The 22705-nt window shown below is 70.0% G+C and carries 22 protein-coding genes and 1 pseudogene; 15 read left to right on the forward strand and 8 right to left on the reverse strand.

Annotated features, from left to right (window positions below; translation table 11 throughout):
* The first annotated feature begins 2 nt into the window (after positions 1-2).
* The 5 genes from OG963_RS22455 to OG963_RS22475 all read left to right on the forward strand — a co-directional run bounded on the left by OG963_RS22455 (position 3) and on the right by OG963_RS22475 (position 4534).
* Entirely contained in the window at positions 3-626 is a 624-nt protein-coding gene (locus OG963_RS22455; protein WP_319329414.1) for a DUF5819 family protein, read from the forward strand.
* On the forward strand, positions 623-1630 hold the full coding sequence (locus OG963_RS22460; RefSeq protein WP_371799379.1) for a hypothetical protein: 1008 nt from the start codon (positions 623-625) through the stop codon (positions 1628-1630). Before OG963_RS22455 ends, OG963_RS22460 begins: the two co-directional genes overlap by 4 nt.
* Positions 1631-1701: 71 nt before the next feature.
* On the forward strand, positions 1702-2199 hold the full coding sequence (locus OG963_RS22465) for a hypothetical protein (RefSeq protein WP_143019988.1): 498 nt from the start codon (positions 1702-1704) through the stop codon (positions 2197-2199).
* The gene (locus tag OG963_RS22470) at positions 2184-3071 is read left to right on the forward strand and encodes a serine hydrolase domain-containing protein (protein ID WP_371799380.1); all 888 of its coding nucleotides are present in this window, start codon (positions 2184-2186) and stop codon (positions 3069-3071) included. Before OG963_RS22465 ends, OG963_RS22470 begins: the two co-directional genes overlap by 16 nt.
* Positions 3068-4534, forward strand: coding sequence for a phytoene desaturase family protein (locus tag OG963_RS22475; protein ID WP_371799381.1), 1467 nt, complete (start codon positions 3068-3070; stop codon positions 4532-4534). The genes OG963_RS22470 and OG963_RS22475 overlap by 4 nt, the downstream gene beginning before the upstream one ends.
* A 246-nt stretch (positions 4535-4780) precedes the next feature.
* On the opposite strand, the gene OG963_RS22480 is transcribed toward OG963_RS22475, so the two are convergent.
* Together OG963_RS22480 and OG963_RS22485 are read right to left on the reverse strand one after the other, a co-directional pair.
* Positions 4781-5761 carry a helix-turn-helix transcriptional regulator gene (locus tag OG963_RS22480; protein ID WP_371799382.1) on the reverse strand — a complete coding sequence of 327 codons (981 nt, stop codon included), beginning with the start codon at positions 5759-5761 and terminating at the stop codon, positions 4781-4783.
* A 240-nt stretch (positions 5762-6001) separates the two neighbouring features.
* A complete protein-coding gene (locus tag OG963_RS22485) occupies positions 6002-6307 on the reverse strand; it encodes a hypothetical protein (protein WP_371799383.1) in 306 nt (101 codons plus the stop codon).
* A gap of 215 nt (positions 6308-6522) precedes the next feature.
* Here OG963_RS22485 and OG963_RS22490 point away from each other — a divergent pair, with 215 nt between their 5' ends.
* On the forward strand, positions 6523-7455 hold the full coding sequence (locus tag OG963_RS22490; protein ID WP_371799384.1) for a TolB family protein: 933 nt from the start codon (positions 6523-6525) through the stop codon (positions 7453-7455).
* A 197-nt stretch (positions 7456-7652) separates the two neighbouring features.
* Here OG963_RS22490 and OG963_RS22495 read toward each other — a convergent pair whose 3' ends face one another.
* Positions 7653-8006, reverse strand: a complete 354-nt coding sequence (locus OG963_RS22495) for a hypothetical protein (RefSeq protein ID WP_093773632.1) — start codon at positions 8004-8006, stop codon at positions 7653-7655.
* Between the two features lie 506 nt (positions 8007-8512).
* On the opposite strand from OG963_RS22495, the gene OG963_RS22500 reads away from it, so the two are divergent.
* The 5 genes from OG963_RS22500 to OG963_RS22520 all read left to right on the forward strand — a co-directional run bounded on the left by OG963_RS22500 (position 8513) and on the right by OG963_RS22520 (position 13064).
* Entirely contained in the window at positions 8513-9394 is an 882-nt protein-coding gene (locus OG963_RS22500) for a hypothetical protein (RefSeq protein WP_176902177.1), read from the forward strand.
* Positions 9395-9484: 90 nt separating this feature from the next.
* Entirely contained in the window at positions 9485-9853 is a 369-nt protein-coding gene (locus OG963_RS22505; protein ID WP_371799385.1) for a hypothetical protein, read from the forward strand.
* Positions 9854-9855: 2 nt separating this feature from the next.
* On the forward strand, positions 9856-11124 hold the full coding sequence (locus OG963_RS22510) for an ATP-binding protein (protein WP_093773640.1): 1269 nt from the start codon (positions 9856-9858) through the stop codon (positions 11122-11124).
* Positions 11125-11406: 282 nt separating this feature from the next.
* On the forward strand, positions 11407-12729 hold the full coding sequence (locus OG963_RS22515) for an ammonium transporter (RefSeq protein ID WP_093931182.1): 1323 nt from the start codon (positions 11407-11409) through the stop codon (positions 12727-12729).
* Entirely contained in the window at positions 12726-13064 is a 339-nt protein-coding gene (locus OG963_RS22520) for a P-II family nitrogen regulator (RefSeq protein WP_030931525.1), read from the forward strand. Before OG963_RS22515 ends, OG963_RS22520 begins: the two co-directional genes overlap by 4 nt.
* 148 nt (positions 13065-13212) lie before the next feature.
* Here OG963_RS22520 and OG963_RS22525 read toward each other — a convergent pair whose 3' ends face one another.
* Positions 13213-13953: a PP2C family serine/threonine-protein phosphatase gene (locus OG963_RS22525; protein WP_093773644.1), complete on the reverse strand. Its 741-nt coding sequence runs from the start codon at positions 13951-13953 to the stop codon at positions 13213-13215.
* Between the two features lie 189 nt (positions 13954-14142).
* Here OG963_RS22525 and OG963_RS22530 point away from each other — a divergent pair, with 189 nt between their 5' ends.
* Entirely contained in the window at positions 14143-14928 is a 786-nt protein-coding gene (locus OG963_RS22530; protein WP_093773646.1) for a DUF72 domain-containing protein, read from the forward strand.
* Positions 14929-15396: 468 nt separating this feature from the next.
* Complete coding sequence (locus tag OG963_RS22535; RefSeq protein ID WP_093773648.1) at positions 15397-16059, forward strand: CAP domain-containing protein; 663 nt, start codon at positions 15397-15399, stop codon at positions 16057-16059.
* A 172-nt stretch (positions 16060-16231) separates the two neighbouring features.
* On the opposite strand, the gene dacB is transcribed toward OG963_RS22535, so the two are convergent.
* A complete protein-coding gene (gene dacB / locus OG963_RS22540; protein WP_093773650.1) occupies positions 16232-17845 on the reverse strand; it encodes a D-alanyl-D-alanine carboxypeptidase/D-alanyl-D-alanine-endopeptidase in 1614 nt (537 codons plus the stop codon).
* A gap of 194 nt (positions 17846-18039) precedes the next feature.
* Complete coding sequence (locus OG963_RS22545; protein WP_319329441.1) at positions 18040-18834, reverse strand: HAD-IIA family hydrolase; 795 nt, start codon at positions 18832-18834, stop codon at positions 18040-18042.
* A 101-nt stretch (positions 18835-18935) separates the two neighbouring features.
* Between OG963_RS22545 and OG963_RS22550 the strand changes: the two are divergent.
* Positions 18936-19553: pseudogene (locus tag OG963_RS22550) on the forward strand (phosphoribosyltransferase); the annotation flags it as partial.
* A 135-nt stretch (positions 19554-19688) separates the two neighbouring features.
* Entirely contained in the window at positions 19689-20054 is a 366-nt protein-coding gene (locus tag OG963_RS22555; protein ID WP_030931508.1) for a PH domain-containing protein, read from the forward strand.
* 40 nt (positions 20055-20094) lie between these two features.
* Here OG963_RS22555 and OG963_RS22560 read toward each other — a convergent pair whose 3' ends face one another.
* Positions 20095-21612 carry an alpha/beta hydrolase gene (locus tag OG963_RS22560; protein WP_319329444.1) on the reverse strand — a complete coding sequence of 506 codons (1518 nt, stop codon included), beginning with the start codon at positions 21610-21612 and terminating at the stop codon, positions 20095-20097.
* 197 nt (positions 21613-21809) lie between these two features.
* The gene (locus OG963_RS22565) at positions 21810-22547 is read right to left on the reverse strand and encodes a polyprenol monophosphomannose synthase (protein WP_093774117.1); all 738 of its coding nucleotides are present in this window, start codon (positions 22545-22547) and stop codon (positions 21810-21812) included.
* Positions 22548-22705: the final 158 nt, after the last annotated feature.

Raw genomic sequence — 22705 nt, forward strand, 5'->3', positions numbered from 1 at the left:
GCATGACCAGGAGGGCGGTGCTGCTCGTCGGCGCCGCCCTCCTGGGCCTTCATTTCCTCCTCGCCGCCTTCTCACAGAGTCCGTACACCCCGATGAAGCTGCGCTACTACGACAAGGTGAGCGGCTATCTGGACCCTTATTTCGCACAGAACTGGATGCTTTTCGCACCCGACCCCCTCGCCGACGACCGCGGAATTCTCGCCCGGGCGAAATGTGCGGACGGCCGGGTCACCGAGTACTACGACGTGACGTCGCCGTACGTTCACGCCGCGCAGGAGAGCCGGTTCTTCCCCTCCCGTATGTCACGGCTGGTCGGCAGCAGCCTGCAGTCCCTCTACAACTCGGACCCGCTGCTCGACCGGCTGCGCAAGTCGGAGAAGGAGAAGAAGAAGCCGGTTCTTCCCCTCATGCCGTACGAGAAGAACTCGCGCGAGGACGCCGTCCGCTTCCTCTCCCGGTACTCCATGACGCAGATGCCTCAGGCCTGCGGAGGTGATCCCCGGAGCATCCAGATCCGTATGTACGTGAGGGAGTTGCCGCCCTGGTCCGAACGCGACGATCCGAGCGCGAAGGACCGGATCAGCGTGCAGGACTACGACTGGCAGAAGGCAGGTGACCTGCGATGAGCAACTCCGTCCCGCTGCTGGACAGATGGAGCAGCCACCCGATGAGCGTGCTGGGCGTGTCCGGCACCCGGGCGCTGATCGGCTTTGTCGGGCTCATGTTCTACGTCAGCCAGTACGGCGACCGCGGGTATCTCTTCGGGCCGGACGGTGTGTTCCCGTGGAAGGACTTCCTGGCCGCCCTCGACCGGGACGGCACCTTCAGCCTGTACGCGCTCAGCAGTTCGGGGTCCTGGTTCGAACTCGTCTTCCACATCGGCATGCTGAGCGCGCTGGCCGTCACCTTCGGTGTGGGCGGCCGCCCGGTGCTCGTCCTGCACTGGGTGCTGCTGTGGTCCGTCTACCAGCGCCAGCCACTCATTCTCGACGGCGGCGACAATCTCGCGTACCTCGTCATCCCGATGCTCGTTCTGACCCGGTGCTACGACCGGCTCTCGCTCTCCCCGGGACTCACCGCGCGCTGGACCCGTCGGCTACCCGAAGTCCTGAGAGCGCTGCAGGCCCCCCTTCACAACCTCGGCGTACTCGCCATCGCCACCCAGATCTGTCTGGTGTACGTCACCAGCGGTCTGTACAAGGTGCAGGGCAAGCTGTGGCAGGACGGAACGGCGCTCTTCTACATCATGCGCATTCCCGAATTCTCTCTGCCCGGCGTGTCGGACCTGGTGTACGGCAACGACACACTGGTCTTCGTCGGCACCTACTCGACCACCTTCTTCCTGGTGTACTTCCCGCTCGGCATTCTGGTGCCACGGCTGCGCCCATGGGCCGCCGTCGCGTCCATCGGATTCCATGTCTCCATCGGATTCTTCATGGGGCTCACCGGCTTCGCCCTGACGATGGTGGCGTGTGACCTCATCTTCCTGAGCCGGCCGCTCGGAGAGGGTCTGGCCTTCGCGACCCGCGCCAGAGCCCGGATCGAGCGGTCCCTGCGTGAACGGATGCGGCGGCCGGAAAAGGACGCCTGCGATACGACCGTCCGGGGGGCAGTGGAAAATAGTGGCTGATCGTCAGGCCGGTTGCCTGAGCGCGCATTTCAGATCCAACCCATGGCAATACGCGAACGGTGGAGTCAACTGTGGCAATGGTCGGGCTGTTCTGGGTCTCCGAGGATGCGGTCCACCTCGGTGCACCACCTGGCGAGTCGGCCCCCGGTGTCCGGTTGGCCACCGAGGGTCTCGATGCGATCGGACCCCGGCCCGGCACCTGGAAGTGGGCCGACCTCGGCTCGGTGACCGTCGTCGGTGCGCCGGTGAGAACGACCCCCGGCCGACAGCTGTCGATGACGCTGGACGTGGTGCTCGGGGCCATGGGGCTGGGCGGACCGGAGGGTCCCGCCGAGATGACCGTACGTGTCCAAGCATCCGACGGTGCGGCCGATTTGCTCGTGCACTCGGCCGCCGCCGGCGCGTACACCCCTGGCGAGGTCGAGCTGTCCCATCAGGTGCTGGACCGCTTCGTCGCCGGCACCCTCAGCCCGGCGGTCCTCAGCGCGTGGGGGCGTGCGCACGGTACGGGGAAGACTCCACGCCCCGCCGAACGCGAGGCCCTTCTCCGGCAGTGGGCGCAGTCCTGATGGCGGGCCTGTCACTACGTCCCGTTCCGGTCTGCGTGCTCAGGAACTCGGCTCCGCCGCTGGCCCGGCACGGGCACGATCCGGCCGCCTTCGTCGAGATCGGGTCCCTGAGCAAGGTTCTCACCGGCACCGTACTGGTACGGATGGCCCGGGCCGGCCTGCTCGGCCTCGACGACGCGGTGGAGCAGTGGCTCCCGACACCGCCCGGATCGGGCATCACGCTACGGAACCTGGCGGACCACACCTCGGGCCTGCAACGGCTGCCACCGGGCCTGACCGGCCCCGATCCCTACGCGGCCTTCGACGGGGACGCGCTGCAGGCCCTGCTGGGCCGACTCGGGGAGGTCACCGTGAGGCAACCAGGACAGGAGGCCGAGTACTCCAACCTCGGTTACGCCGTGCTCGGTGCGGCCCTCGTGTCCGCGGCCGGGCGACCGTACGAGGAATTGGTTCGTGAGCACGTGCTCACCCCACTGGGGGTGGACGAGGTGACCGCGCATCCGCCCGCCGATCGGCTGCTGGGAGCGCGGAGCCTGTTCGGCGGAGAACGCGACCGGTGGACACTGGACGGGCCGATGCTGCCCGCAGGCGGGTTGTGGGCCACGCCTCGCGCGCTGGCCACCGTGGTCACCGGACTGCTGCTCGAGCGCACGCTGGGCGAACCGGCGCCGTCCTGGCAGTCGGCGGGGCCGTTGTTGTGGCACAACGGGGCGACCCGCGATGCGTCGGCCTTCACCGGGGCAGTCCCCCGGACGGGGAACTGGGTGCTCGTGCACCGGCTCGGCGGATCGCCCGACCGCACCGACAAGATCGGACTCGGCCTGCTCGCCGCCGGGAACACGGCGGAACAGGACGAAGGCGAACGCGCATGACCGGCGTCGATGCCGCCGTCGTCGGCACCGGTCCCAACGGACTCGCGGCCGCCGTCACGCTGGCACGCGCAGGCCTGAAGGTGGAACTGTACGAACGCGCCGACGACATCGGCGGCGGACTGCGCAGCAAGGCACTCTTCGACGAGGACGTCATGCACGACATGTGCGCTGCGGTGCATCCGATGGCCGCGGCCTCGCACTTCTTCCGCGAGTTCGACCTCGGCGCGCGCGGCGTCGAACTGCTGAATCCGGATATCAGCTATGCCCATCCGCTCGACGGCGGCCGGGCCGCCCTCGCCCACCGGGACCTCTTTGCGACCTGTGAGCAGCTGGGGCCGGACGGAGAACGCTGGCGCGGCCTGATGCAGCCGCTGCTCGATCACAGCACGGGCGTCGTCGACTTCGTCCTTTCGGCCGGCCGCATGCTGCCGCGCGATCCCCTCGCCCCGCTCCTGCTGGCCGGGCGGGTGCTGCGCCACTCCACCTCGCTCGACGGTTTCCGGGGAGAAGAAGCGGCGGCACTGCTGACGGGCGTGGCCGCACATGCGATGGGCCGGTTGCCCAGCATCGCCTCCGGAGCGATCGCGATGCTGCTCGGCCACCTGGCCCACGGATCGGGCTGGCCGCTGCCGCGCGGTGGAAGTGCGCGCATCGCGGAGGCGATGGCCGTCGACATCACCGCGCACGGCGGCCTCTTCCATACCGGAGCGCCCGTCTCCGACCTGCGTGAACTGCGGCATGCCAGAACCGTGTTCCTCGACACCAGCCCCAAGGGCTTCCTCGCTCTCGCCGCTTCCCGGCTGCCCGCCCGCTACGCCCGCGCACTGGGCGCCTTCCGTTACGGCCCCGGAGCGGCCAAGGTCGACTTCCTGGTCTCCGAACCGATCCCGTGGCGCGACCCGGCGGTGGGCCGGGCCGGCACCGTGCACATCGGTGGTACCCACGCCGAGATGGTGCGTCAGGAAGGGCTCACCGCCAGGGGTGTGCCGACCGGCGAGCCGTTCGTCCTGCTCTCGGATCCCGCGGTCACCGATCCCGGCCGTGCCCGGCCGGGCAGGCGCCCCGTGTGGGCCTACGCCCACGTGCCCAACGGTGATACGCGTGACCCGATCCCGCTCGTACGATCCCGGATCGAGCGGTACGCGCCCGGCTTCGGTGACACGGTCATCGCTCAGCGCGCCATCACGGCGGCCGACTACGAGTCGTACAACCCGAACTACGTCGGCGGGGACATCGGCGCCGGCGCGATCACGCTCACCCAGTCCCTCCTGCGCCCGACCCCGCGCCTGGATCCCTACCGCACTCCCCTGCCCGGGGTGTACCTGTGCTCCGCCTCCACGCCGCCCGGACCCAGCGTGCACGGCATGTCCGGCTACCTGGCGGCCCTTTCGGCACTCCGCCGCGAGTTCGGCGTCCGCACGGCTCCCGTCCTGGCCCCTGCCGCGGCCGCGCCGACCCGGTGACGTCCTCGCGTGAGGAACCTACGGAGGTCGTTCTGGTCCGGCAGCGGGCATCGGCCGCACCGGGTGCGATCGCCGTGGTCCGGCTGCTCGCCGGGCTGCCGCCGCACTGGGCATGTGCCTGCGCCGTCGGGTGCGACCGGATCACGCTGCGCGTCGGGCAGTGCGCCCCCGGGCTGGGCCGTCCCCCGGTGATCCGGTGGCCGGCGCGCCCGGAGGACACACGCCCCCTCTGACCGGATCCGGTGATCAGATCCAGCCGCGTTCGCGGGCCACCAGGGCGGCGTGCGGGCGACTGGAGGCTCCCAGGAGCCGCAGCAGCTCCGCGACATGCCGTCGATAGGTCCGTACGGAGATGCCCAGGGCACGGGCACCGATCTCGTCCTTGCTGCCCCGGCACATCGCTTCCAGCACCCGCCGTTCGATCTCCCCGGGACCGCTGCCTCCGGCGTCGGCCTGTCCGTCGGCACCGTCCGTCAGATCCTCGGCCTGGTCCCAGATCTTCTCGAACAAGGCCACGATGTTGGCGACCAGACCCTCCTCATGCGCCAGCAGGGCCCCACGTGCGCTGTCGGCGGGGTCCTTGGGCACCAGGGCGGCACGCCGGTCATAGACGAGGATCCGCTCGGAGATGTCCTCGGCCACCCGGATCGCGGCACCCTGCGCCGCGAGCTCCCGCAGGTAGACCCTTGTGGGCGGGTGATCGAGCGCCTCTCTGCGGACCACGCTGCGCATGCGGACATTCCGGCGCAGACAGCGCTGGTCGAGCCTGCGGGCATGCGAGATGTTCTCGGGCGTCAGCGCGGTGTAGGGCTCGATGGAGAGGATCTCCTCACGCGCGAAGAAGGCGAGGTCGTCGATCCTGTCGCGGATCTGCGGCAGGCTCCGAAGGTGCTCCACGCCGTGTGCGGAGACGCCCTTCGGCCCTTGTTCGGTGCGGAGTTCGGAGACAAGGTGCTGGGACCGGATGACGTGTTCGAGCTCCTGGTGCAGCTCGCGCAGGCGTAGCTCGGTGAGACGGCGGACGGCGGTCTCCGGACTGGCGGCGGACAGGACACCGGGAGCGGTGCGTTTCAGTACTCCGACCGCACACAGCCGGTTCACCGACTCCGTGGCCTGTTGCGGCGCGATGCGCAAAAGTTGATGAATCTCGTCGCTGGACGTCTTCTGATTTCGCAAGAGATGCCGATATATCGCCTCTTCTGTCTGTGACAGCCCGAAAACAGACATGCTTGTGCTCACGATGCCTTTTCCCCCTGGAACAACGAGCGACTCTCTCGCCGTGCTCGCTGGTCAGGCGGGCTCGGCCGTCGACGGGTCTCTGTTCGATCCGCGAGTCTAACGGCGCTCCATGACAGCGTAGTTGCCGATACGGCGAGGCATGAGGCGGATCGTGATCAAGAACTCACCACGCGATGGCGAGGTGCCGTGACCGTCGTCGCGCTCCCGCGAGGGACCACGGGGCAGCCCTCAGCCCTGAATCGGCAGGTCCGGATGCGTGAGGAGAAAGATCAGGTACGCGACCGCCGCCGATGTGCCCAAGAACGAGAGCACCAGTCCGACCAGAGGCTGGGCGCGGCTCGTGCCCCGACGCGAGGCGGCGCGATATTCGATGTAACCCCGGACAAGGCCTGTGAGGCCCAACGGCAAGGCCAGTAGCCAGACGAGCATCCAGAACGGGCAGCAGAACCAGAACGCGACGGAAGCCCCGCCGAATGCGACGGCGAGGCTCATCCGCCCCGGTCTCTCGCCGGCCGGGTCGTCAACAGGGGTCACACGCTGATCAAAGCAGCATCGGAGCGACGTTCAGCAGCCGCCCCCGGGCAAGCTCTCCGCCCCTCACATGCCCGACCGGGCGTGGGATCACGGGAGACACCGGGCGATCACGGTTCACGGACCTGCGAACCCCCGGACGTGACGTTTCTTGATCAGCGTGCGCTCTGTCCAGTGGGCCGGTACGACCGGTCCACCGAATCAAGGAAGGGGCGCGAGTGCGCTTCACACATGCTGCGTTGACCGCCGGGCTCGCGGTTGCGGCGAGCCTGCCACTGTCGGGAACCGCAAGCGCCGGGGGAACGGTGGGGGCGGGGCTGATCACCGCCACGGACTACTCCGCGGGGTCCCCCGCCACCGTCGCGCTGGACCCGGCGACCGGCTCCGTAACCACCACGTTCGCCCAGGCCGCGGAGGACGGGGTCGTCTCACCCAAGGGCTCCCGGGTTGCGTACATCCAGCGCCGGGACACCTGCATACCGCAGGACGAGGGCTGCATGTACGCCCGCGACCTGGTGATCGCCGAGGCCGACGGCAGCGATCGGCGCGTCCTGGCCCAGGGCGTCCGGCCCGAGGACGCCACCGCGCCGTACGTCGGACACCCTGACTGGTCACCGAACGGCAAGAGGATCGTCTACGACAGCCCACGCGGCCTGGAGTGGATCGCCACGGATGGCACCGGTGCCGAGGTGCTCACCTCCGGCAGCCGCGGCACGTTCTCCCCGGACGGCCGGAGCATCGCCTTCCTGAAGACCACCTCGTACGAGACACCGGACGGCTGGGAGTCCGGCTCCGACGTCTACGTCCTGGACCTGGCCACCCGTGAGGTCCGCGCCGTCACGACCGACCACCAGGCGTGGTCGACGCCCGCCGACTGGTCCCCCGACGGGCAGCGCGTCGTCCAGTCCACCGGGAACGGTCTGCGCATCACGGACGTGGCCACCGGCGCCGCCACCGAGCCGCAGTGGCCGACGCCCCTCTCCGGTATCCAGAACCCGGTCTTCTCGCCCGACGGCAGCCGGATCGCCTTCACCGCCGTCGACGACCTCGCCGGCACGAGTGGCGTCTATGTAGTCGACGCCACCGACGACGGGAACCTCGGCGTGATCACCGACCGTCCCGTGACCCTCACGGACTGGCTGGCCGACTAGGGTCCCGCCGCACCCTCCCCGAGGCCGCACCCACCCGCGTCCTCAGCCCGTTCCAGCGAGCTTCCACGATGCTCGGAACGCCTTCGTCCGTCTGACCGACGGGCGGGCACAGGCCGACGCCTGAACAGTGAGGAGGCCCGGTCGGCGCGCGCCGACCGGGCCTCCTCTCGGGTCGTACGATTCCCGTCCCGGCGGGGTCAGTGGTAGCTGAAGTCGCCCACGGTCCAGGCGCCGACGTCCTCGATCGAGACCCGGTACATCCCGCCCGTCTCCGGAATCCCCACAGCACCCTGCAGGATCCGTGCGACGTGGAAGTGCAGATGCGTGGGGGGACCGTCCTTCCGGGTGGAGGCGGTGAAGGTCCCGGCGAACTCGCCCAGGTGGGCCGAATCCGTCAGGACCTCCGACACCCGCTGTCGCCAGACGGCTTCGGGAGCCAGTCGACCGGTGATGACAGCGCCACCGGTGACCACGGTCAGGGACATCTGATTGCTTTGCCCGGACTCCACCAAGTAGGCGATGTCAACGAGCAATTCGTCAGGCTTCGACATGAGAGCCGATTCTATTCACCGGGACCGGTCCGGTGAACTTCGACAACGGGGCCAACGGCTGAACGCCGAAGACCGCCGTGCCGCGGCAGACACGGACGAGAGCCTCGCCCGAGCCCGCCGGCGCCCGGAGCCGGCCCGGCCTGCCGACACAGGCGTGCGCGGAGCCGGAGAGCGAGGGCGGCGCCCACGCCGCCTCCAGCCGACGATCGCCGGCTGGGTAATTCCCGGCCGCGGAACTCGAGTTGCATTCCCGTCCCCGCTCCGCGCAAATGCCTCCGGTCCGGCAGCCCGAAACCGGCGAGGCCCAGCCGCTCATCCCGGTATTCGTGACGACATGTCCGGGAGCAGGACGCGCCACCGCCGACAGATCTTTGCAGCAGCGTCACAAGGGCTGCGCATCACCTCCGGCGCGTGCCAGTAGCGTTGCTGCCCGCTCGATCCCACGTGCGAACTCGAGACAGGTCGTCGGCGTCCCTGGCGGCGCAGCCATCACAGAAAGATCGCAGATGGACTACTGCTCCGCGTGCCGCCGAATTCTCAATGGGGCGCTCGTGTGTCCGGGGTGCGGCGCATACGCTCCCGACATCGCCCCGCCCGCCCGTCACTCCCGCGGCACGGCCGCCTCCACCGCTACGACGAATCAGGCGTGGCGCACGGAGGAGTGGCCTGCCCCGGGGCCCCGCAGCGGCACTCATCGCACCGAGGCGGACCCGATCGGCAGCGTCGTGCCCGCAGGCGCGACGACGGACGCATCGGCCACCGGTTCGTCCAGCGGCCCCGAAGGCAATGCCGCCACCGGGCAGGGCCGGGCAGCTCGGCGTCGACAGCTGGCGCGCTGGAAGAAGAACAAGCGCCGGGCCGTGGCCGCGACGGCCGTTGCCCTTGTCGGTGGCGGCCTGACCGTTGCCGCGCTGCCGGCCACCAGGTCTTCCAACAGCCACACACACGCATCGTCACCGCCGGAGCCGGTGGCCGCGGCCACCCCCCGGACAGCGACCACCGACTCGGTGTCCGAGCAACCGGACACCCAGGTTCCGCGGCATCCCGGCCCTGACCGCCCTGCGACGACGGGCCGGCACCGGAGCTCCGCCGTCGCCGTGCCGCACACCGCGACGCCGAGCCGGCAGCCGAAAGCCGCCGCCACGGCGTCCTCTCCCGCGACCTCGAGCACCACACCGGACACCACACCCGAGTCGGCCGACGGGACGCACACGGGCAACGCCGAGACCCCGGCCCAGCCCCAGACCCAGGCCCCGGAGACGACTCCGCCGGCTTCCACCGGACACTCCGGCACGGGTTCATCGGCTGTGCACCTGCTGCCGATCACGTCGGCGGGTGATCCGACCTCTCCGGCGCAGATCTGTCTGATCGCCGTGTGCATCGGCTGATCGCCTCGTCCCCTCGCACACGGACGTTCCACACACGCGCGGCCGGAGACGCGGCCCGTCCCCGGCCGCGCCCTGACGGACAGCACCCCCATGACCGCAGGGGTGCGAGCGTCCGTACACGGCCCGGCGCCCCAGGGGCGCAGCGGCTCAGGGCCGGACGAGGACTTCAGGGCCTCGCGAGCCGGCCATGACCCGGTATCCGTCGGGCACCTCGTCGAGGCCGACGGCGCGGTCGAAGACCCGGCGGGGCTCGGTCCTCCCGTCGAGTACGTCCGGCAGGAGCCCGTCGATGTGGGCGCGGGCCGGAGCCGCGCGGCGGAGCCGGGCCCTTCCTACGCGCCCGCCGGGCTCCGGTGGCCCCCGAGCAGGCCGGTCCCCACCGCGGCCCGCGCCGCGCTCCCGGGTGCGCACCGCGGGCTGCGGCTGATGATGGGAGTACGGCCGAGGACTCGGAGCTGATCATGACGGGTTGGTTTGTCAGGGACTACTCCCAGGACGATCTCGAGGCGGTGATCCTCCTGGACATGGAGAGCGGCACGACCGGAGAACCTCCCCTCTTCCAGCTCTCCGACACCGTGGCGGCCCTCCAAGCCCTTCATCCGGCCGTGGTGGCCATGGCGGACGACGTGATGATCGGGGCCGCGGTGAGCAGGGTGGAAGGCGACAGGGCGTGGATCCTGCGTATCTGCATGGCCCCGTCCTGGCGGCATCGAGGTCTGGGCAGTGCCCTGATCACCACCCTTGAGCACCGGCTCTTCGCCGGTGGTGTCCGGACGGTGCACGCGGTACTGCCCGAGGGCGAGACCGGTGCCGCCGCTCTGCACAACTGCGACTTCGACACCCGCTCCGGCCTGGTGTTCTTCGAGAAGCGCGGGCCCGTGACCCCTCAGGCGATCGGCATGCTGGCCGCGCTCGGTGCGGAGCTGCCGCCCGGAGGGCTGTGGCAGAAGGTCGCGGGCATGGAACGGGAGAAGCGGCTCATCGAGCGACGTCTGGTCCTGCCGCTGGCCCATCCGGAACTGGCCGCCCAGCACGGGGTGGAGCTGCCGCGCGCGGTCATGCTGTTCGGTCCGCCCGGGACGGGCAAGAGCACCTTCGCGCACGCGATCGCCAGCCGCCTGGGATGGCCCTTCGTCGAACTGTTCCCCGCGCGTCTCGCCGCCGAATACGGGCTGGCGGCCGGGCTGAACCGACGGTTCGACGAGATCGCCCAGCTCGACCACGCACTGGTCTTCATCGACGAGGTCGAGGAGATCGCCGTCGAACGCACCGGCGCGGACCCGACCGCGGTCGGCATCGTCAACGAGCTGCTCAAGGCGATCGTCCGGTTCCGCAGCCAGGACGGCCGACTGCTCGTCTGCGCCACCAACAACGTGACCACGCTGGACCCGGCCTTCCTGCGGCACGGTCGCTTCGACTACGTACTGCCCATCGGCCCTCCCGACCACACGGCCCGCGCCGCGCTGTGGGGGAGCTACCTGGCACGAGCGGGCGCGGAGGCCGACAACGCGGCACTCGCGTCCGCCAGTGAGGGATTCACGCCCGCCGACATCGCCCACGCCGCGCGTACCGTCTCCCAGTCCCAGTTCGAGCGCACCATCGACACCGGAACCCGGGCCCGCCCCACCACGGACGACTACCTGGAGACGATCGGCGCGACCAAGCCCACGGTCAGCAGCGCCATGGCCCAGGAGTTCTCGGACCAGAGCGACAAGTTCGCCCGCATCTAGCGTCCCGGCTCACGCGTGTGGCGTCCTGGCTCGCGCGTGACGATCGCTCCGGCACCTGGGCGAGCCGGGAACGAACACCTCGCCCCGCATGTCACGCGTGCCGCGCAGCGGGTCCTGCGGGGGTTGTCCCGGCACCCCGCGCCCACCGGCGGCCGCCGTGAGAATTCGGTCACCTCCGCGCAATGAAATCTGCCGGAAACGCATGGGTGTTCGTTACGAAACGCGACGCCGCCACCCTCTCTGTCGCCGGACCCCCACGCCGCCCCGAGGAGGGACTCCCTCTTGACCCCCGTGACCCTGGCCGCGGCAGGCCTCGACTCAGGCGACACCGCCTGGCTGCTCGCCGCCACCGCGCTCGTCCTGCTGATGACTCCCGGGCTGGCCCTGTTCTACGGCGGCATGGTCCGTTCGAAGAGCGTCCTCAACATGCTGATGATGAGCTTCGTCTCCATCGCGCTGGTCACCGTCGTCTGGCTGGTCGCCGGCTACTCGCTGGCCTTCGGCGACGACGTCTTCGCCGGCCTCATCGGCAACCTCGACCACGCGGGCATGGCGGGCATCGGTCCCGGCACCCTCACCGGCAGCGTCCCCACCCTGCTGTTCACCACGTTCCAGCTCACCTTCGCGATCATCACGGCGGCACTGATCAGCGGCGCCGTCGCGGACCGCATGAGGTTCGCGGCCTGGCTGGTGCTCGTGCCGGTGTGGACCCTGCTCGTATACGTTCCCGTCGCACACTGGGTGTGGGGACCCGGCGGCTGGATCGCGCACTCCCTGGGCGCCCTGGACTTCGCCGGGGGCCTCGTGGTGGAGATCGCGTGCGGAGCGTCGGGCCTGGCACTCGCCCTGGTGGTGGGCCCGCGCATCGGCTTCAAGAAGGACGCCATGCGCCCGCACAACCTGCCGATGGTGATGCTCGGTGCCGGGCTGCTCTGGTTCGGCTGGCTCGGCTTCAACGGCGGCTCGGCCCTCGGTGCCAACGGTCTTGCCGCGGCCTCGCTCCTCAACACCCTCGTCGCCGGATCCACCGGCCTGCTCGGCTGGCTCTTCGTCGAGCAGAAGCGCGACGGCCACCCGACCACCTTCGGCGCGGCGTCGGGCGCGGTCGCCGGACTGGTGGCGATCACGCCCGCATGCGGCACGGTCAGCATCCTGGGCGGCGCCGTGGTCGGACTCGCGGCCGGCGTCGTCTGCTCGTACGCGGTCGCGTGGAAGTTCCGGTTCGACTACGACGACTCGCTGGACGTGGTCGGCGTGCACTTCGTCGGAGGTGTCGTCGGCACCTTGCTCATCGGCCTGTTCGCGACGGCCACGATGACCGGCGGCAAGGAGGGTCTCCTCTACGGGGGCGGCCCGGGCCAGCTCGCCCGGCAGGCCGTCGCCGTCCTCGCCGTGGCTGCGTACACGTTCCTGGTGACCTACGGGATCGGTAAGGCGATCGACAAGCTGATGGGGGTGCGCGCCTCCACGGAGGAGGAGCTCACGGGCCTGGACCAGACGGTGCACGCGGAGAGCGCCTACGATCACGGCGTCCTGGGTCATGCCGCCCCGCAGGCCCTCGCCCTCTCGACACCTCACTCCAAGAACGGGAGCCCTGCCACATGAAGCTCATCACCGCGATCGTCAAGCCGTACCGCCTTGACGAGGTGAAGACCGCACTGCGGGAGCTCGGCGTGCAAGGACTGACCGTTACGGAGGCCAGCGGATACGGGCGTCAGCGCGGCCACACCGAGGTGTACCGGGGCGCCGAGTACCGGGTCGACCTGGTGCCCAAGGCCCGCATCGAGGTCGTCGTCGAGGACGCGGACGCGGACCTGGTCATCGACGCGGTGGTCCGCGCCGCCCGGACCGGCAAGATCGGCGACGGCAAGGTGTGGGCGGTGCCGGTGGACACGGTGGTGCGGGTCCGTACGGGCGAGCGGGGCCCGGACGCGCTGTAGGCGGTGCCGGTCGCGGTCACCACCGAAGGCGGCTGACGGTGCTCGTCCGGAACCACTCCCGCCCCATCGGCTTCCGGCTCCACGGCAAGCACCGGTCAGGGCCCGGCCCGCGGCGTCGAGGATCGAGAACACCCGCCTCCGCCGGCCGCTACTCGCCGATGCGTACCACCGCCAGCGTGATGTTGTCGGGGCCGCCCGCCTCGATGGCGGCCTTCCACAGCTCGAACGCAACCCTGCAGTCGTTGTGCACCCGCAGCAGGCTGTCGAGCTCGTCCTCGGTCACCGGGTCGGTCAGCCCGTCGGTGCAGACCAGGTAACGATCGCCCGCGGACAGCGGCAACGTCGTCACGTGCGGCGTGACGGCGCTGAACCGGGTGGCACCACCGAGCGCCTGCGTGATGAGCGACGTGGTGCGCCGGCCCGGCGCCAACGGCGGGCTGTCGTCGACACTCACCCGGCGAAGTCCGTCCTGAGTCGCGTCGAGCACCCTGCTGTCGCCGACATTGAAGACGAGCAGCGAATCCGCCAGCACGACGGCACCCGCGACCGTGGTCCCCATGGCGGCCCGCTCCGGATGACCGACGGCGGCTGCGTACACCGCATGATTGCAGGCCTTCAGAGCGTCACCCACGGTTTCCTCGCTGTCCAGCGAAGGGCCGATCGCAGCGAGTTCGCGGACGACCAGCGCACTGGCCACCTCGCCGGCCGGCTGCCCGCCGATACCGTCGGCGACCGCGACGACGAGCGGTGCGCCGAGAGGGAACAGCAGCGTCTGCGGGTTCTCGGTCACGGTGCCGCACAGCGTCCACGGTCCGGCAACGAGGCTGTCCTCATTGTGATCGCGGATCAGCCCGGTGTGGCTCAGTGCAGTGACAGCTACGTACGGCATCAGAGGGCCCCGCTTCTCCGCAACGGCAGATGCGCCCCGCACCTCCATTGTGGCGCTGCGAGCCGGCGGATGCCCTCGTCGCCGCCCTGTTCCCGCCGGCCGGTGGACGGAGCTCCCCGTGGGTCTCCCGCCGGGTGAGACGTCACGGCCGGCGTTACGGCCTCCGGCCTCACGGGCAGGCATCGGAGCATGCCCATGCTCGTCGGAACGTCAGGGTGGCAGTACAAGGACTGGCGCGGCGTTCTCTATCCCCCCGGGCAACCGCAGCGGCTGTGGCTGGAGGAGTACGCCCGGCAATTCGGCACGGTGGAGAACAACAACGCCTTCTACCGGCTTCCCACTGCGGAGATCTTCGCCTCCTGGCGCGAGCGGACCCCGGAGGGGTTCGTCATGGCGGTCAAGGCCAGCCGCTACCTGACCCATCTGAAGCGGCTGCGCGACCCCGAGGAGCCGGTGCATCGGCTGTTGGATCACGCCCAGGGTCTCGGCGACCGCCTGGGACCCGTGCTGCTGCAACTGCCGTCGCACTTCAGGGAGGACACCGAGGCTCTGGACGCCTGCCTGACCTGCTTTCCCGACACGGTCCGGGTGGCCGTCGAACTCCGCCACACCTCGTGGTGGGAGGCGGAGCGAAAGCTCCGGACGGTACTGGAACGGCACGGCAGCGCGCTGTGCTGGGCCGATCGGTGGTCCCGCCCGGTGACACCGCTGTGGCGTACGGCGTCGTGGGGGTACGTACGGTTTCACGGCGGCATCGCAGAGCCGCCGCCGCGCTACGGCCGCCAGGCGTTGAAGTCCTGGGCCCGCCGCATCGTCGAAACCTGGCCCGACACGAACGACGTCTATGTGTACTTCAACAACGACCTGGGCGGCGCGGCCGTCGTGGACGCCGCGAAGTTCGCACGGGCAGCAGCCGCGTTGGGCCGGACGGTGAGCCGTACGCCTCCGGCCCCGCCGGCACGGTCCACGTCCTGAGCGAAACGGGACACCGGCGGCAGTGCCCGCGTCACCGGCGGCACGACGAGGCCGGCGCACCCGTCGTTCCGTGACATCAGCCACACGGACTTTTGGCACTCAGGTCGTCGAATAGTAGATCGAGGCCTGACGGCATAGTGCGTTTTATCCGTCTTGATGCAGAAATACTCCGCGCAAGATCGAGTGGTATTCGACCTGCTCGACACTTTCGCCCGTTCGTGCGGCGAACAACGGCTTCTGACGGCCCGACGGACTTCTTCGCCACCCCGTGAGCCGGACGAGCACGCCTGCACGCCCGTTTCAAGAGCCGTCCACGGCTACGGGCCGAGGTAGTACTGACGCCTGTTGCCGCACCCCGACACCAGTTCCAAGAATGTCGGCCGCAAGGCGTCTCCGCGGCCCTGGTGCAGGAACTGGGCATGGCCGGACCCCCTGGGGGCGCTCCGCGATCACCGAGCGAGGTCACGCATGAGGAAGCACCGCAGGAAGTCGTACTACCGGCCGATAGCCATCGCTGTCATCGCCGTGGGAGCCGTGGGTGTGCCCTCCGCCGCCATGGCGTGCCTGGGTACTCAGGGTGATGCGAGTGGTCGCCCCTCCGGCCACTGGGAGAACGTGAGCTCCCACAAGCGGTGGACGGGCTCGTCCTGGGGTCATGAGCCGACAGCCGGAGCGTCGAAGCCCCCCACTGCGACTCCCACCGCACCGCAGACCACCGCGTCCCCCGCCGCACCTGCCACGACCGCACCGGCATCCGGGGCCACGGCCCGCGTGCTGACGCTCGTCAACAACGAGCGCAGCAAGGCCGGATGCTCCCCGCTGACCACGAACGCGAAGCTGACCAAGGCCGCTCAGGACCACAGCAAGGACATGGCATCCCACCGGAACATGTCCCACACGGGCTCCGACGGGTCGTCGCCCGGCGACCGGATCACGCGTGCCGGTTACAGCTGGAGCTCCTACGGCGAGAACGTCGCCTACGGCTACTCCACGCCCGAGAAGGTCATGGCGGCCTGGATGTCCAGCCCGGGCCACAAGCGCAACATCCTCGACTGCTCGTTCAAGGAGATCGGCATCGGCCTCGCGCAGCCCGACAGCTACTGGACCCAGGACTTCGGCACGGCCCGATAGGGACACTGCGGGGACGGCGCGCATCCTCCCTCGGACGAAGGCCCCGACCGGTTCGCCGGCCGGGGCCTTCGCCATCGGTGCGTCTCCATGCGGGCGGGCCACCGTCGGCACGGATCATGGCGCGGACGGGACGGTCCCCGGCGGCCCGACATCAGGGTTCGCCGGGCCGGCGTCAGGAGGCGCCGCTCGGGCCCTCCTGGAGATACGCGGCGATGTCGGCCATGTCGTTCCCGATCGCCAGCACGCCCTTGATGTCGGGCGCCGACGCACCGTTCACCCCGGCGAAGAACACGTCGTACTGTCCCTTGCCGGTCTCCAGATACCCGGCGATGGTCTCCGCGCCCACGCCCAGCCGGTCGTTGACGAGGTCACCACCCGCGACGGTGCCCGTCTTGGCGGAGACCAGGCCGCGGGCGGGGCAGCTCCGGCAGGATGACGCGAGGGACCCGTCGACGCCCAGCGTCGGCAGCGCCTCCCGGAAGCGGGTCGCGTCGGAGGTGCCCTGCCAGTACGTGAGGATCTGGGCGACGGCGCGGGGGGTGGTGCGGTCGCTCGGGTCGCCGCCGCGGCCGTCGGCGAGCTGAACCGTCTTGCGGTCCACCTTGGCGGCGTCCAGGAACTTCGCGAACACGGGGAAGCCGTCGGCGCACCGGGAACTGCCCGTGCTGGCAGCCATGAGGCAGATCCCGAGATTCGCCCCGAGGTTGTGGCTCACCTTGAGGATGAGCCGGGCGTATTCGCCGTAGGACGGAGAAGTGAACCGGGCCACCTCCGGCGCGCCCTCGTACGACCGGGGCAGGCGGCCGGCCGGGTTGGGTCCCACGGGTTTGGCGGTGACCTCGACCCCGGCCCGCTTCAGTGCCTCGATCAAGGCGGTACGGCCGAAGGTGTTCGGATCGCGGATGTCCGACACCCGCAGGACCGGGTCGGAATCGGCGGCGATGGTGCCGGAGAGCTTGATGCGGGTGCCGTCGGCGGAGGGTTCGACCGTGATGTCGGTGGGTTTGCCGGCCGCGACGGTACGGACGGTGGACGACACGGTGTACGACGCCACGTGCGGACGCCAGTCGAGCCGGGCCGGTGCCCCGGCACCTTCGCCCGGGGTGGTGAGCAGATCGATCACGTTGTCGTTGATGATCAGCGGCGTCGGGGTCGGATCGAGCTCCGGGTCGGGACGGAACAGCCGCGCGTCCACGATCACGTCACCGTCCACCTTGGTGATCCCTGAGTCACGCACCTGCTGGGCCAACTGGTCGATGCCGGCCAGCGGATTCTGCGGGGTGAGGGTCGCTCCGGGGACGTCGTCGGCGTAGGTGTGGTCGATGGCGGTGAAGGCGACGGTGCCGTCCGCACGCGTACGGCCACCGAGGGTCAGGTCGCCCTGGGCGACGAGGGCCAGGTCCCCGGTGAGGGTCGCGCCCTGGCGCTTTCCGACGGCGTGCACCGGTGTGACGAAGCGGTGATCGCTGCCGAGGGTGTGCCAGGTGCCGCTGACGCTGAACAGTTTGGCCACCGACCCGGGGATGAAGAACTGGTCGGCGGAGCGCGTCTGCACGATCTCGCCGGTCGCCGGGTTCTGCTGGAACAGCCCCCACTGGGCATGCGGGTAGTAGGGCTTGTGCATGATCGACGCGATGCGCGGGTCGAGGCCGGCCAGCTCCTTCGACGGCGTCACCCAGGCAAGGCCGAACGCGGCCACGCTGCCGGCGAGCAGGAGGCCTAGGACGGTGAGGACACGCTGGCTGTTCCGGCTGCTGCTCCGGCCTGGCGTGATGGCTGATGACATGCGGACTCCACGTGGTGTGTGGTTCGCGGTGCTCACTGGGACCGAAAAAGGGTGATTCGAGGTTATGGGCCGCGAGGAGCGGAACGATTCGGCGCGGCGAGCGGGTCCCCCGGACGGTCGCGGGACCGGGTGGCCGGATGCGCCCGTATGGTCGCGAGGGGCGGCTCACCCCTCGGACGGCGCCCGCGGGCAGCTCACCGCCTCAGCAGCGCGGGCAGGTCCGCGAAGGAGTCCAGGACGTGGTCCGGGGTGCCGGTGGCGGACCTGTGTGTCTCGGGCAGGTATTTGCCGGTCCTGACCAGTACGCCGGTGATGCCGAAGCGCTGCGCCGCCAGTACGTCGGTCTCGATGTCGTCACCCACCATCAGCGTCTCGGACGCGACGGCGCCGAGGTGGGCCAGCGCGGTGGCGTAGAACGCCTCGGCGGGCTTGCCGGTGACTTCCGCCTCGACCCGGGCGGCCCGTTCCAGCCCCGGGAGGAAGGCCCCGGTGTCGAGGTCCAACCCTTCCGACGTGCGCCAGTACAGGTTCCGGTGCATCGCGACCAGCCTGGCGCCGCGCTGGAGGTGTCGGAAGGCCGCGTTGAGGGCCGCGTAGCCGAACGCGTCGCCCGCGCCTCCCACGACGACCACGTCCACCCCGGCGCCCTCCGCCACGTCGACGAGGGTCACGCCCGCCAGGTCTTCGCTCACGTCGCCGCTGTTGAGCACCGCGCACCGGGCGCCGGGGTAGTGCTCGCGCAGATACGCGGCGGTGACCGACGGTGCGGTGAGGATGTCGTCCTCGCCGATGGGGAAGCCCGCCCCGGCCAGTTTCGCGGCGATGCGGGCGCGGGTGCGGGACGTGGTGTTGGTGACCAGGGCGAGCGGGAGTCCGGCGGAACGCAGCCGCTCCATGGCCGCCACGGCGCCGGGCAGCGGCTGCCAGTCCACGGTGAGCACGCCGTCGATGTCGATCAGGGCCGCTCCGGACACTCCGATTCGTTCCATACGGTCGAATGTCGCCGACTTGCGGGACCGGCGCACATGGGGTTGCTTCGAAGTAGGTACGTACGTGGTCACTGTCTCCCCTGAGTCGGGGGTGAGCCACTGTGTTGTTCACCGATCGCACGGATGCGGGGCAGCGCCTCGCCGAAGCGCTCAGGCATCTGGCGGGGGAGAAACCCGTGGTGCTGGGTCTGCCGCGCGGCGGGGTTCCCGTGGCCGCGGCGGTCGCCACGGCGCTCGGAGCCCCCCTCGACGTGATCGTGGTCCGCAAGCTCGGTGTCCCGTACCACCGTGAGCTGGCCTTCGGCGCCATCGGGGAGGGCGGTGTGCGGGTGATCAACGACGACGTCGTCCGCCGCGGAGGACTGAGTCCCTCGGACATCGCGACCGTCGAGCGCGCCGAGCAGACGGCACTCGTACGGCAGGCCGAACAGTTCCGTGACGACCGGCCGCGGCTGGCGCTCGACGGCCGTACCGCGATCGTGATCGACGACGGGGTCGCGACCGGTGCCACGGCCTCGGCGGCCTGCCAGGTCGTACGGGCACAGGGCGCGGCCCGCGTGGTACTCGCCGTTCCGGTGGCCCCCGCGGACACGGTGGCCTGGCTGCGTACGCAGGTGGACGAGGTCGTCTGCCTCTCCACGCCGGTTCTGTTCTCGGCCGTCGGCGAGTGGTACCGGGACTTCTCCCAGACCTCCGACGAAGAAGTCATCTCCCTGTTGAAGGCGTAGCGCCACCCTGATCCGTGCAGGGCCGGGTGGAGCCGCCCGGAACCGCTCCGCCCGTTCAGGCGTGCCGCCGTACAGACCCGTATACAGTGCGAAAAACATGCAACTTCAAGTACATGGGGGGCCGACATGGCACTGTTCGGGAACGCGCACACCATCGATACGGCGACGGCGCAGCAGGACTTCGCGCGGCTGCTGGGCCAGGGCGAGCAGGTACATGCCGCGTACCTGCTGATACGCGACACCATCCTCTTCACCGACCGGCGCCTCCTCCTCGTCGACAAGCAGGGGATCACCGGCAAGAAGGTGGAGTACCACTCCGTGCCGTACCGGAGCATCACGCATTTCGCCGTGGAGACCGCCGGCACGTTCGACCTCGACGCGGAGCTCAAGATCTGGGTCTCGGGCACCTCGCTGCCGATCCAGAAGACCTTCACCAAGGGCGTCGACATCTACGAGGTACAGGCGATCCTCACCCAGTTCGTGGCGAAGTAGGGTCCCGCCGGCTGCGCGGGCGGGACCCTGCTCGGCCGGTTCAGTCCGCGCAGTACGCGTCCTGCGCCGGGCGCGCCCCCGTCGTGAGGAACTCGGTGACCTTGCCCGTGCCGCACGCGTCGCCGTTGCCCAGGTAGACACCGTGCCCCCCGTGGTCGACCGTGACGAGCCGCGCACGGTCGCCCAGGGCCTCACGCATCTTCAGCGCGCCGAAGTACGGGGTAGCGGGGTCCCGGAGGTTCTGGATCATCAGGATGTTGGACGGGCCCTTCGAGGTGATCGTGGTCGGCTTCTCGGCGGGTGCGTCCTTCCAGAACGCGCAGGGCGTGATGTTGGCCGGCATCCCGGCCGTCAGCGGGTGACGCACCCGGTCGGCGGCCACCGCCCTCCGGTACGAGGAGACGGATGCCGGCCAGCGCACGTCGTTGCAGATGACGGCCACCATGACCGCGGCGTCCTGGTCCGGCAGCGGGTTCGCCAGATCGGCCGGAAGAACCGGTGTGGCGGCCGGGTCCTGGGCCGCCAGGACGAGCCGGGCGGTCTGCTCGAACGAGGCGTCGCTGTAGAGAGCGCTCTGCAGCGCCTGCCGCAGCCGGTTGCCGGTCAGCGCGACGCCCGCCGTGGTCGTCGCCTTCGGCTCACGGTCCAGCTTCGCCGCCAGGAGGAGGAACGACGGCCGTACGTCCTCGGCCCGTCGTGCCAGTCGCAGCCCTTCGGCCTCCCGCGCCGGATCCGATGCCCAGGCCGCGAAGTCCCGGAAGCGGTCGTCCGCCGCCTGCGACATGTTGGCCAGCCAGCCGCGCGCGACCCGGGCCGGGTCGGGGTCACCGCTGCTGTCCAGCACCCAACGGTCGGTGTGCTGCGGGTACTTCTGCGCGTACGCGGCGCCTACGTACGTACCGTACGAGACGCCCCACGCCGACAGTTTCTCCTCACCCAGCGCCTGCCGGAAGCGGTCGATGTCGCGCACCTCGTTCGCCGTGGTGAAGCTGCGGAGCACGGCGCCCCCGTTGCGGGCGCAGGCCTCGGCGGTACGCCGGGACCGGACGACGTTCTCCGTGATGTCACCGCCCGGTTCCGGCCAGGAGCGCAGGCTCGTCATGTACCGGTCGTCCTCGTCGAGCCCGCAGTTCGCCCGCGTACTGCCGCCGGTCCCGCGCGGATCGAGGCCGACCAGGTCGTACGCCCCCGCCATTTCCTTGCTCAATGCCGCCCCCTTCTGCGTCAGCCGCTGCACCCCGGCGCCGCCCGGGCCGCCGGGGATCACGATCAGCGTGCCGCGCCGCGCCTCGGGACGGTCACTGCGCAGACGGGAGACGGCGAGGGTGAGCTGCGGACCGGCCGGGTCGGCGTAGTCGAGCGGTACGGGCAGGTCTGCGCACTCCTGCTCGGCGGGGCCGCCGGGCTGGGCACAGGGCCGCCAGGTGAGGGCGGGGACGGACACGCCGGACTTCGCCGGTGCGGCCTGGGCCGTCGGGACGGTGGCCGCCGTCAGGGACGTGGCGACGGCGGTCGCCGAGAGCACGAGAAGCAGGGCCCGATTGCTGTAAGTGGTCATGGGGCAAGGCTTGTTGAGCGGGATCCTCTTTCCCATCCGGCAGGCGTCACGGCTCCGGTGGGGGTAGCCCCCGAGCTTTCGGGAGCGGTCACCCCGGTGTCGGGCCGGGCCACGGGGTGGGAGGGCCCGGGTGCCCACCGGTGGTCAGAGCAGAGGGACGTTCCACCACATGCGGCCGCCCGGAGGGACACCGGAGGTCAACTGTTCCTCCTGCCGAACAGCAGCTTCCACGGTGCGATCGCCGACTCGATCTGTACGCGCAGCCCGAGCTTCGATTCGCCGTTGACCCGCTCCTCGAATCTGATCGGCACCTCGACGATTCTCAGTCCGCGCCTGACCGTCCGGTAGTTCATCTCCACCTGGAAGGAATACCCGTTGCTGCGGATGGAGGGCAGATCGATCGCTTTCAGGGAATCCGCACGCCATGCCTTGAAACCGGCCGTGGCATCCTTCACGTGCAGCCGCAGAATCGCGTTGACGTAGAAATTCGCCCAGGCGGAGAGCGCCTTGCGGTGCCAAGGCCACTCGGTCGCGAGCGAACCGCCCTCCACGTAGCGGGAACCGATCACGACAGCGGCATCGTCGGCGAAGAGTTTCTCGACCATGAGCGGGACCACCGAAGCCGGGTGGGAGAGGTCGGCATCCATCTGAATGACGACGTCCGCTTCTTCTTCGAGCGCGCGTGTCATACCGGCGACATACGCGCGGCCCAGCCCGTTCTTCTCCGTCCGGTGCAGAACGCCGACCGTGCCCGAGGTCTCGGTCGCGAGCCGGTCCGCGACCTGGCCCGTGCCGTCGGGCGAATTGTCGTCCACCACCAGAACATGCAGATTCGGTACGTGCAGATCCGTGAGCAGATCGACGAGGATGGGCAGGTTCGTCCGCTCGTTGTAGGTGGGGACGACCACCACGACCTTCGGGGAAGTCTTCTCCACGACCATTCCCTTGCGCTCTCAGGCATTTACCGATGATTCACGCTCTTGATCCGCGCGAGCCTAGCAGTCGGGAACCGCGCCTTCGCGAGCTCGTCCGGGCAGCTGCCCGCATCACACCGGCCGCCCGATCCGCGAGGTCCCTGCCGCCGCCGAGGCGA

Origin of the sequence: Streptomyces sp. NBC_01707 (genome assembly GCF_041438805.1) — a bacterium.
In the GTDB taxonomy this organism is placed as follows: domain Bacteria; phylum Actinomycetota; class Actinomycetes; order Streptomycetales; family Streptomycetaceae; genus Streptomyces.

Coding starts and splice junctions, on each gene's coding strand:
- OG963_RS22455 (WP_319329414.1), top strand. CDS start 3: ATGACCAGGAGGGCGGTGCTGCTCGTCGGCGCCGCCCTCCTGGGCCTT.
- OG963_RS22460 (WP_371799379.1), top strand. CDS start 623: ATGAGCAACTCCGTCCCGCTGCTGGACAGATGGAGCAGCCACCCGATG.
- OG963_RS22475 (WP_371799381.1), top strand. CDS start 3,068: ATGACCGGCGTCGATGCCGCCGTCGTCGGCACCGGTCCCAACGGACTC.
- OG963_RS22480 (WP_371799382.1), bottom strand. CDS start 5,761: ATGTCTGTTTTCGGGCTGTCACAGACAGAAGAGGCGATATATCGGCAT.
- OG963_RS22495 (WP_093773632.1), bottom strand. CDS start 8,006: ATGTCGAAGCCTGACGAATTGCTCGTTGACATCGCCTACTTGGTGGAG.
- OG963_RS22500 (WP_176902177.1), top strand. CDS start 8,513: ATGGACTACTGCTCCGCGTGCCGCCGAATTCTCAATGGGGCGCTCGTG.
- OG963_RS22505 (WP_371799385.1), top strand. CDS start 9,485: ATGACCGCAGGGGTGCGAGCGTCCGTACACGGCCCGGCGCCCCAGGGG.
- OG963_RS22510 (WP_093773640.1), top strand. CDS start 9,856: ATGACGGGTTGGTTTGTCAGGGACTACTCCCAGGACGATCTCGAGGCG.
- OG963_RS22520 (WP_030931525.1), top strand. CDS start 12,726: ATGAAGCTCATCACCGCGATCGTCAAGCCGTACCGCCTTGACGAGGTG.
- OG963_RS22525 (WP_093773644.1), bottom strand. CDS start 13,953: ATGCCGTACGTAGCTGTCACTGCACTGAGCCACACCGGGCTGATCCGC.
- OG963_RS22530 (WP_093773646.1), top strand. CDS start 14,143: ATGCCCATGCTCGTCGGAACGTCAGGGTGGCAGTACAAGGACTGGCGC.
- OG963_RS22535 (WP_093773648.1), top strand. CDS start 15,397: ATGAGGAAGCACCGCAGGAAGTCGTACTACCGGCCGATAGCCATCGCT.
- dacB (WP_093773650.1), bottom strand. CDS start 17,845: ATGTCATCAGCCATCACGCCAGGCCGGAGCAGCAGCCGGAACAGCCAG.
- OG963_RS22545 (WP_319329441.1), bottom strand. CDS start 18,834: ATGGAACGAATCGGAGTGTCCGGAGCGGCCCTGATCGACATCGACGGC.
- OG963_RS22555 (WP_030931508.1), top strand. CDS start 19,689: ATGGCACTGTTCGGGAACGCGCACACCATCGATACGGCGACGGCGCAG.
- OG963_RS22560 (WP_319329444.1), bottom strand. CDS start 21,612: ATGACCACTTACAGCAATCGGGCCCTGCTTCTCGTGCTCTCGGCGACC.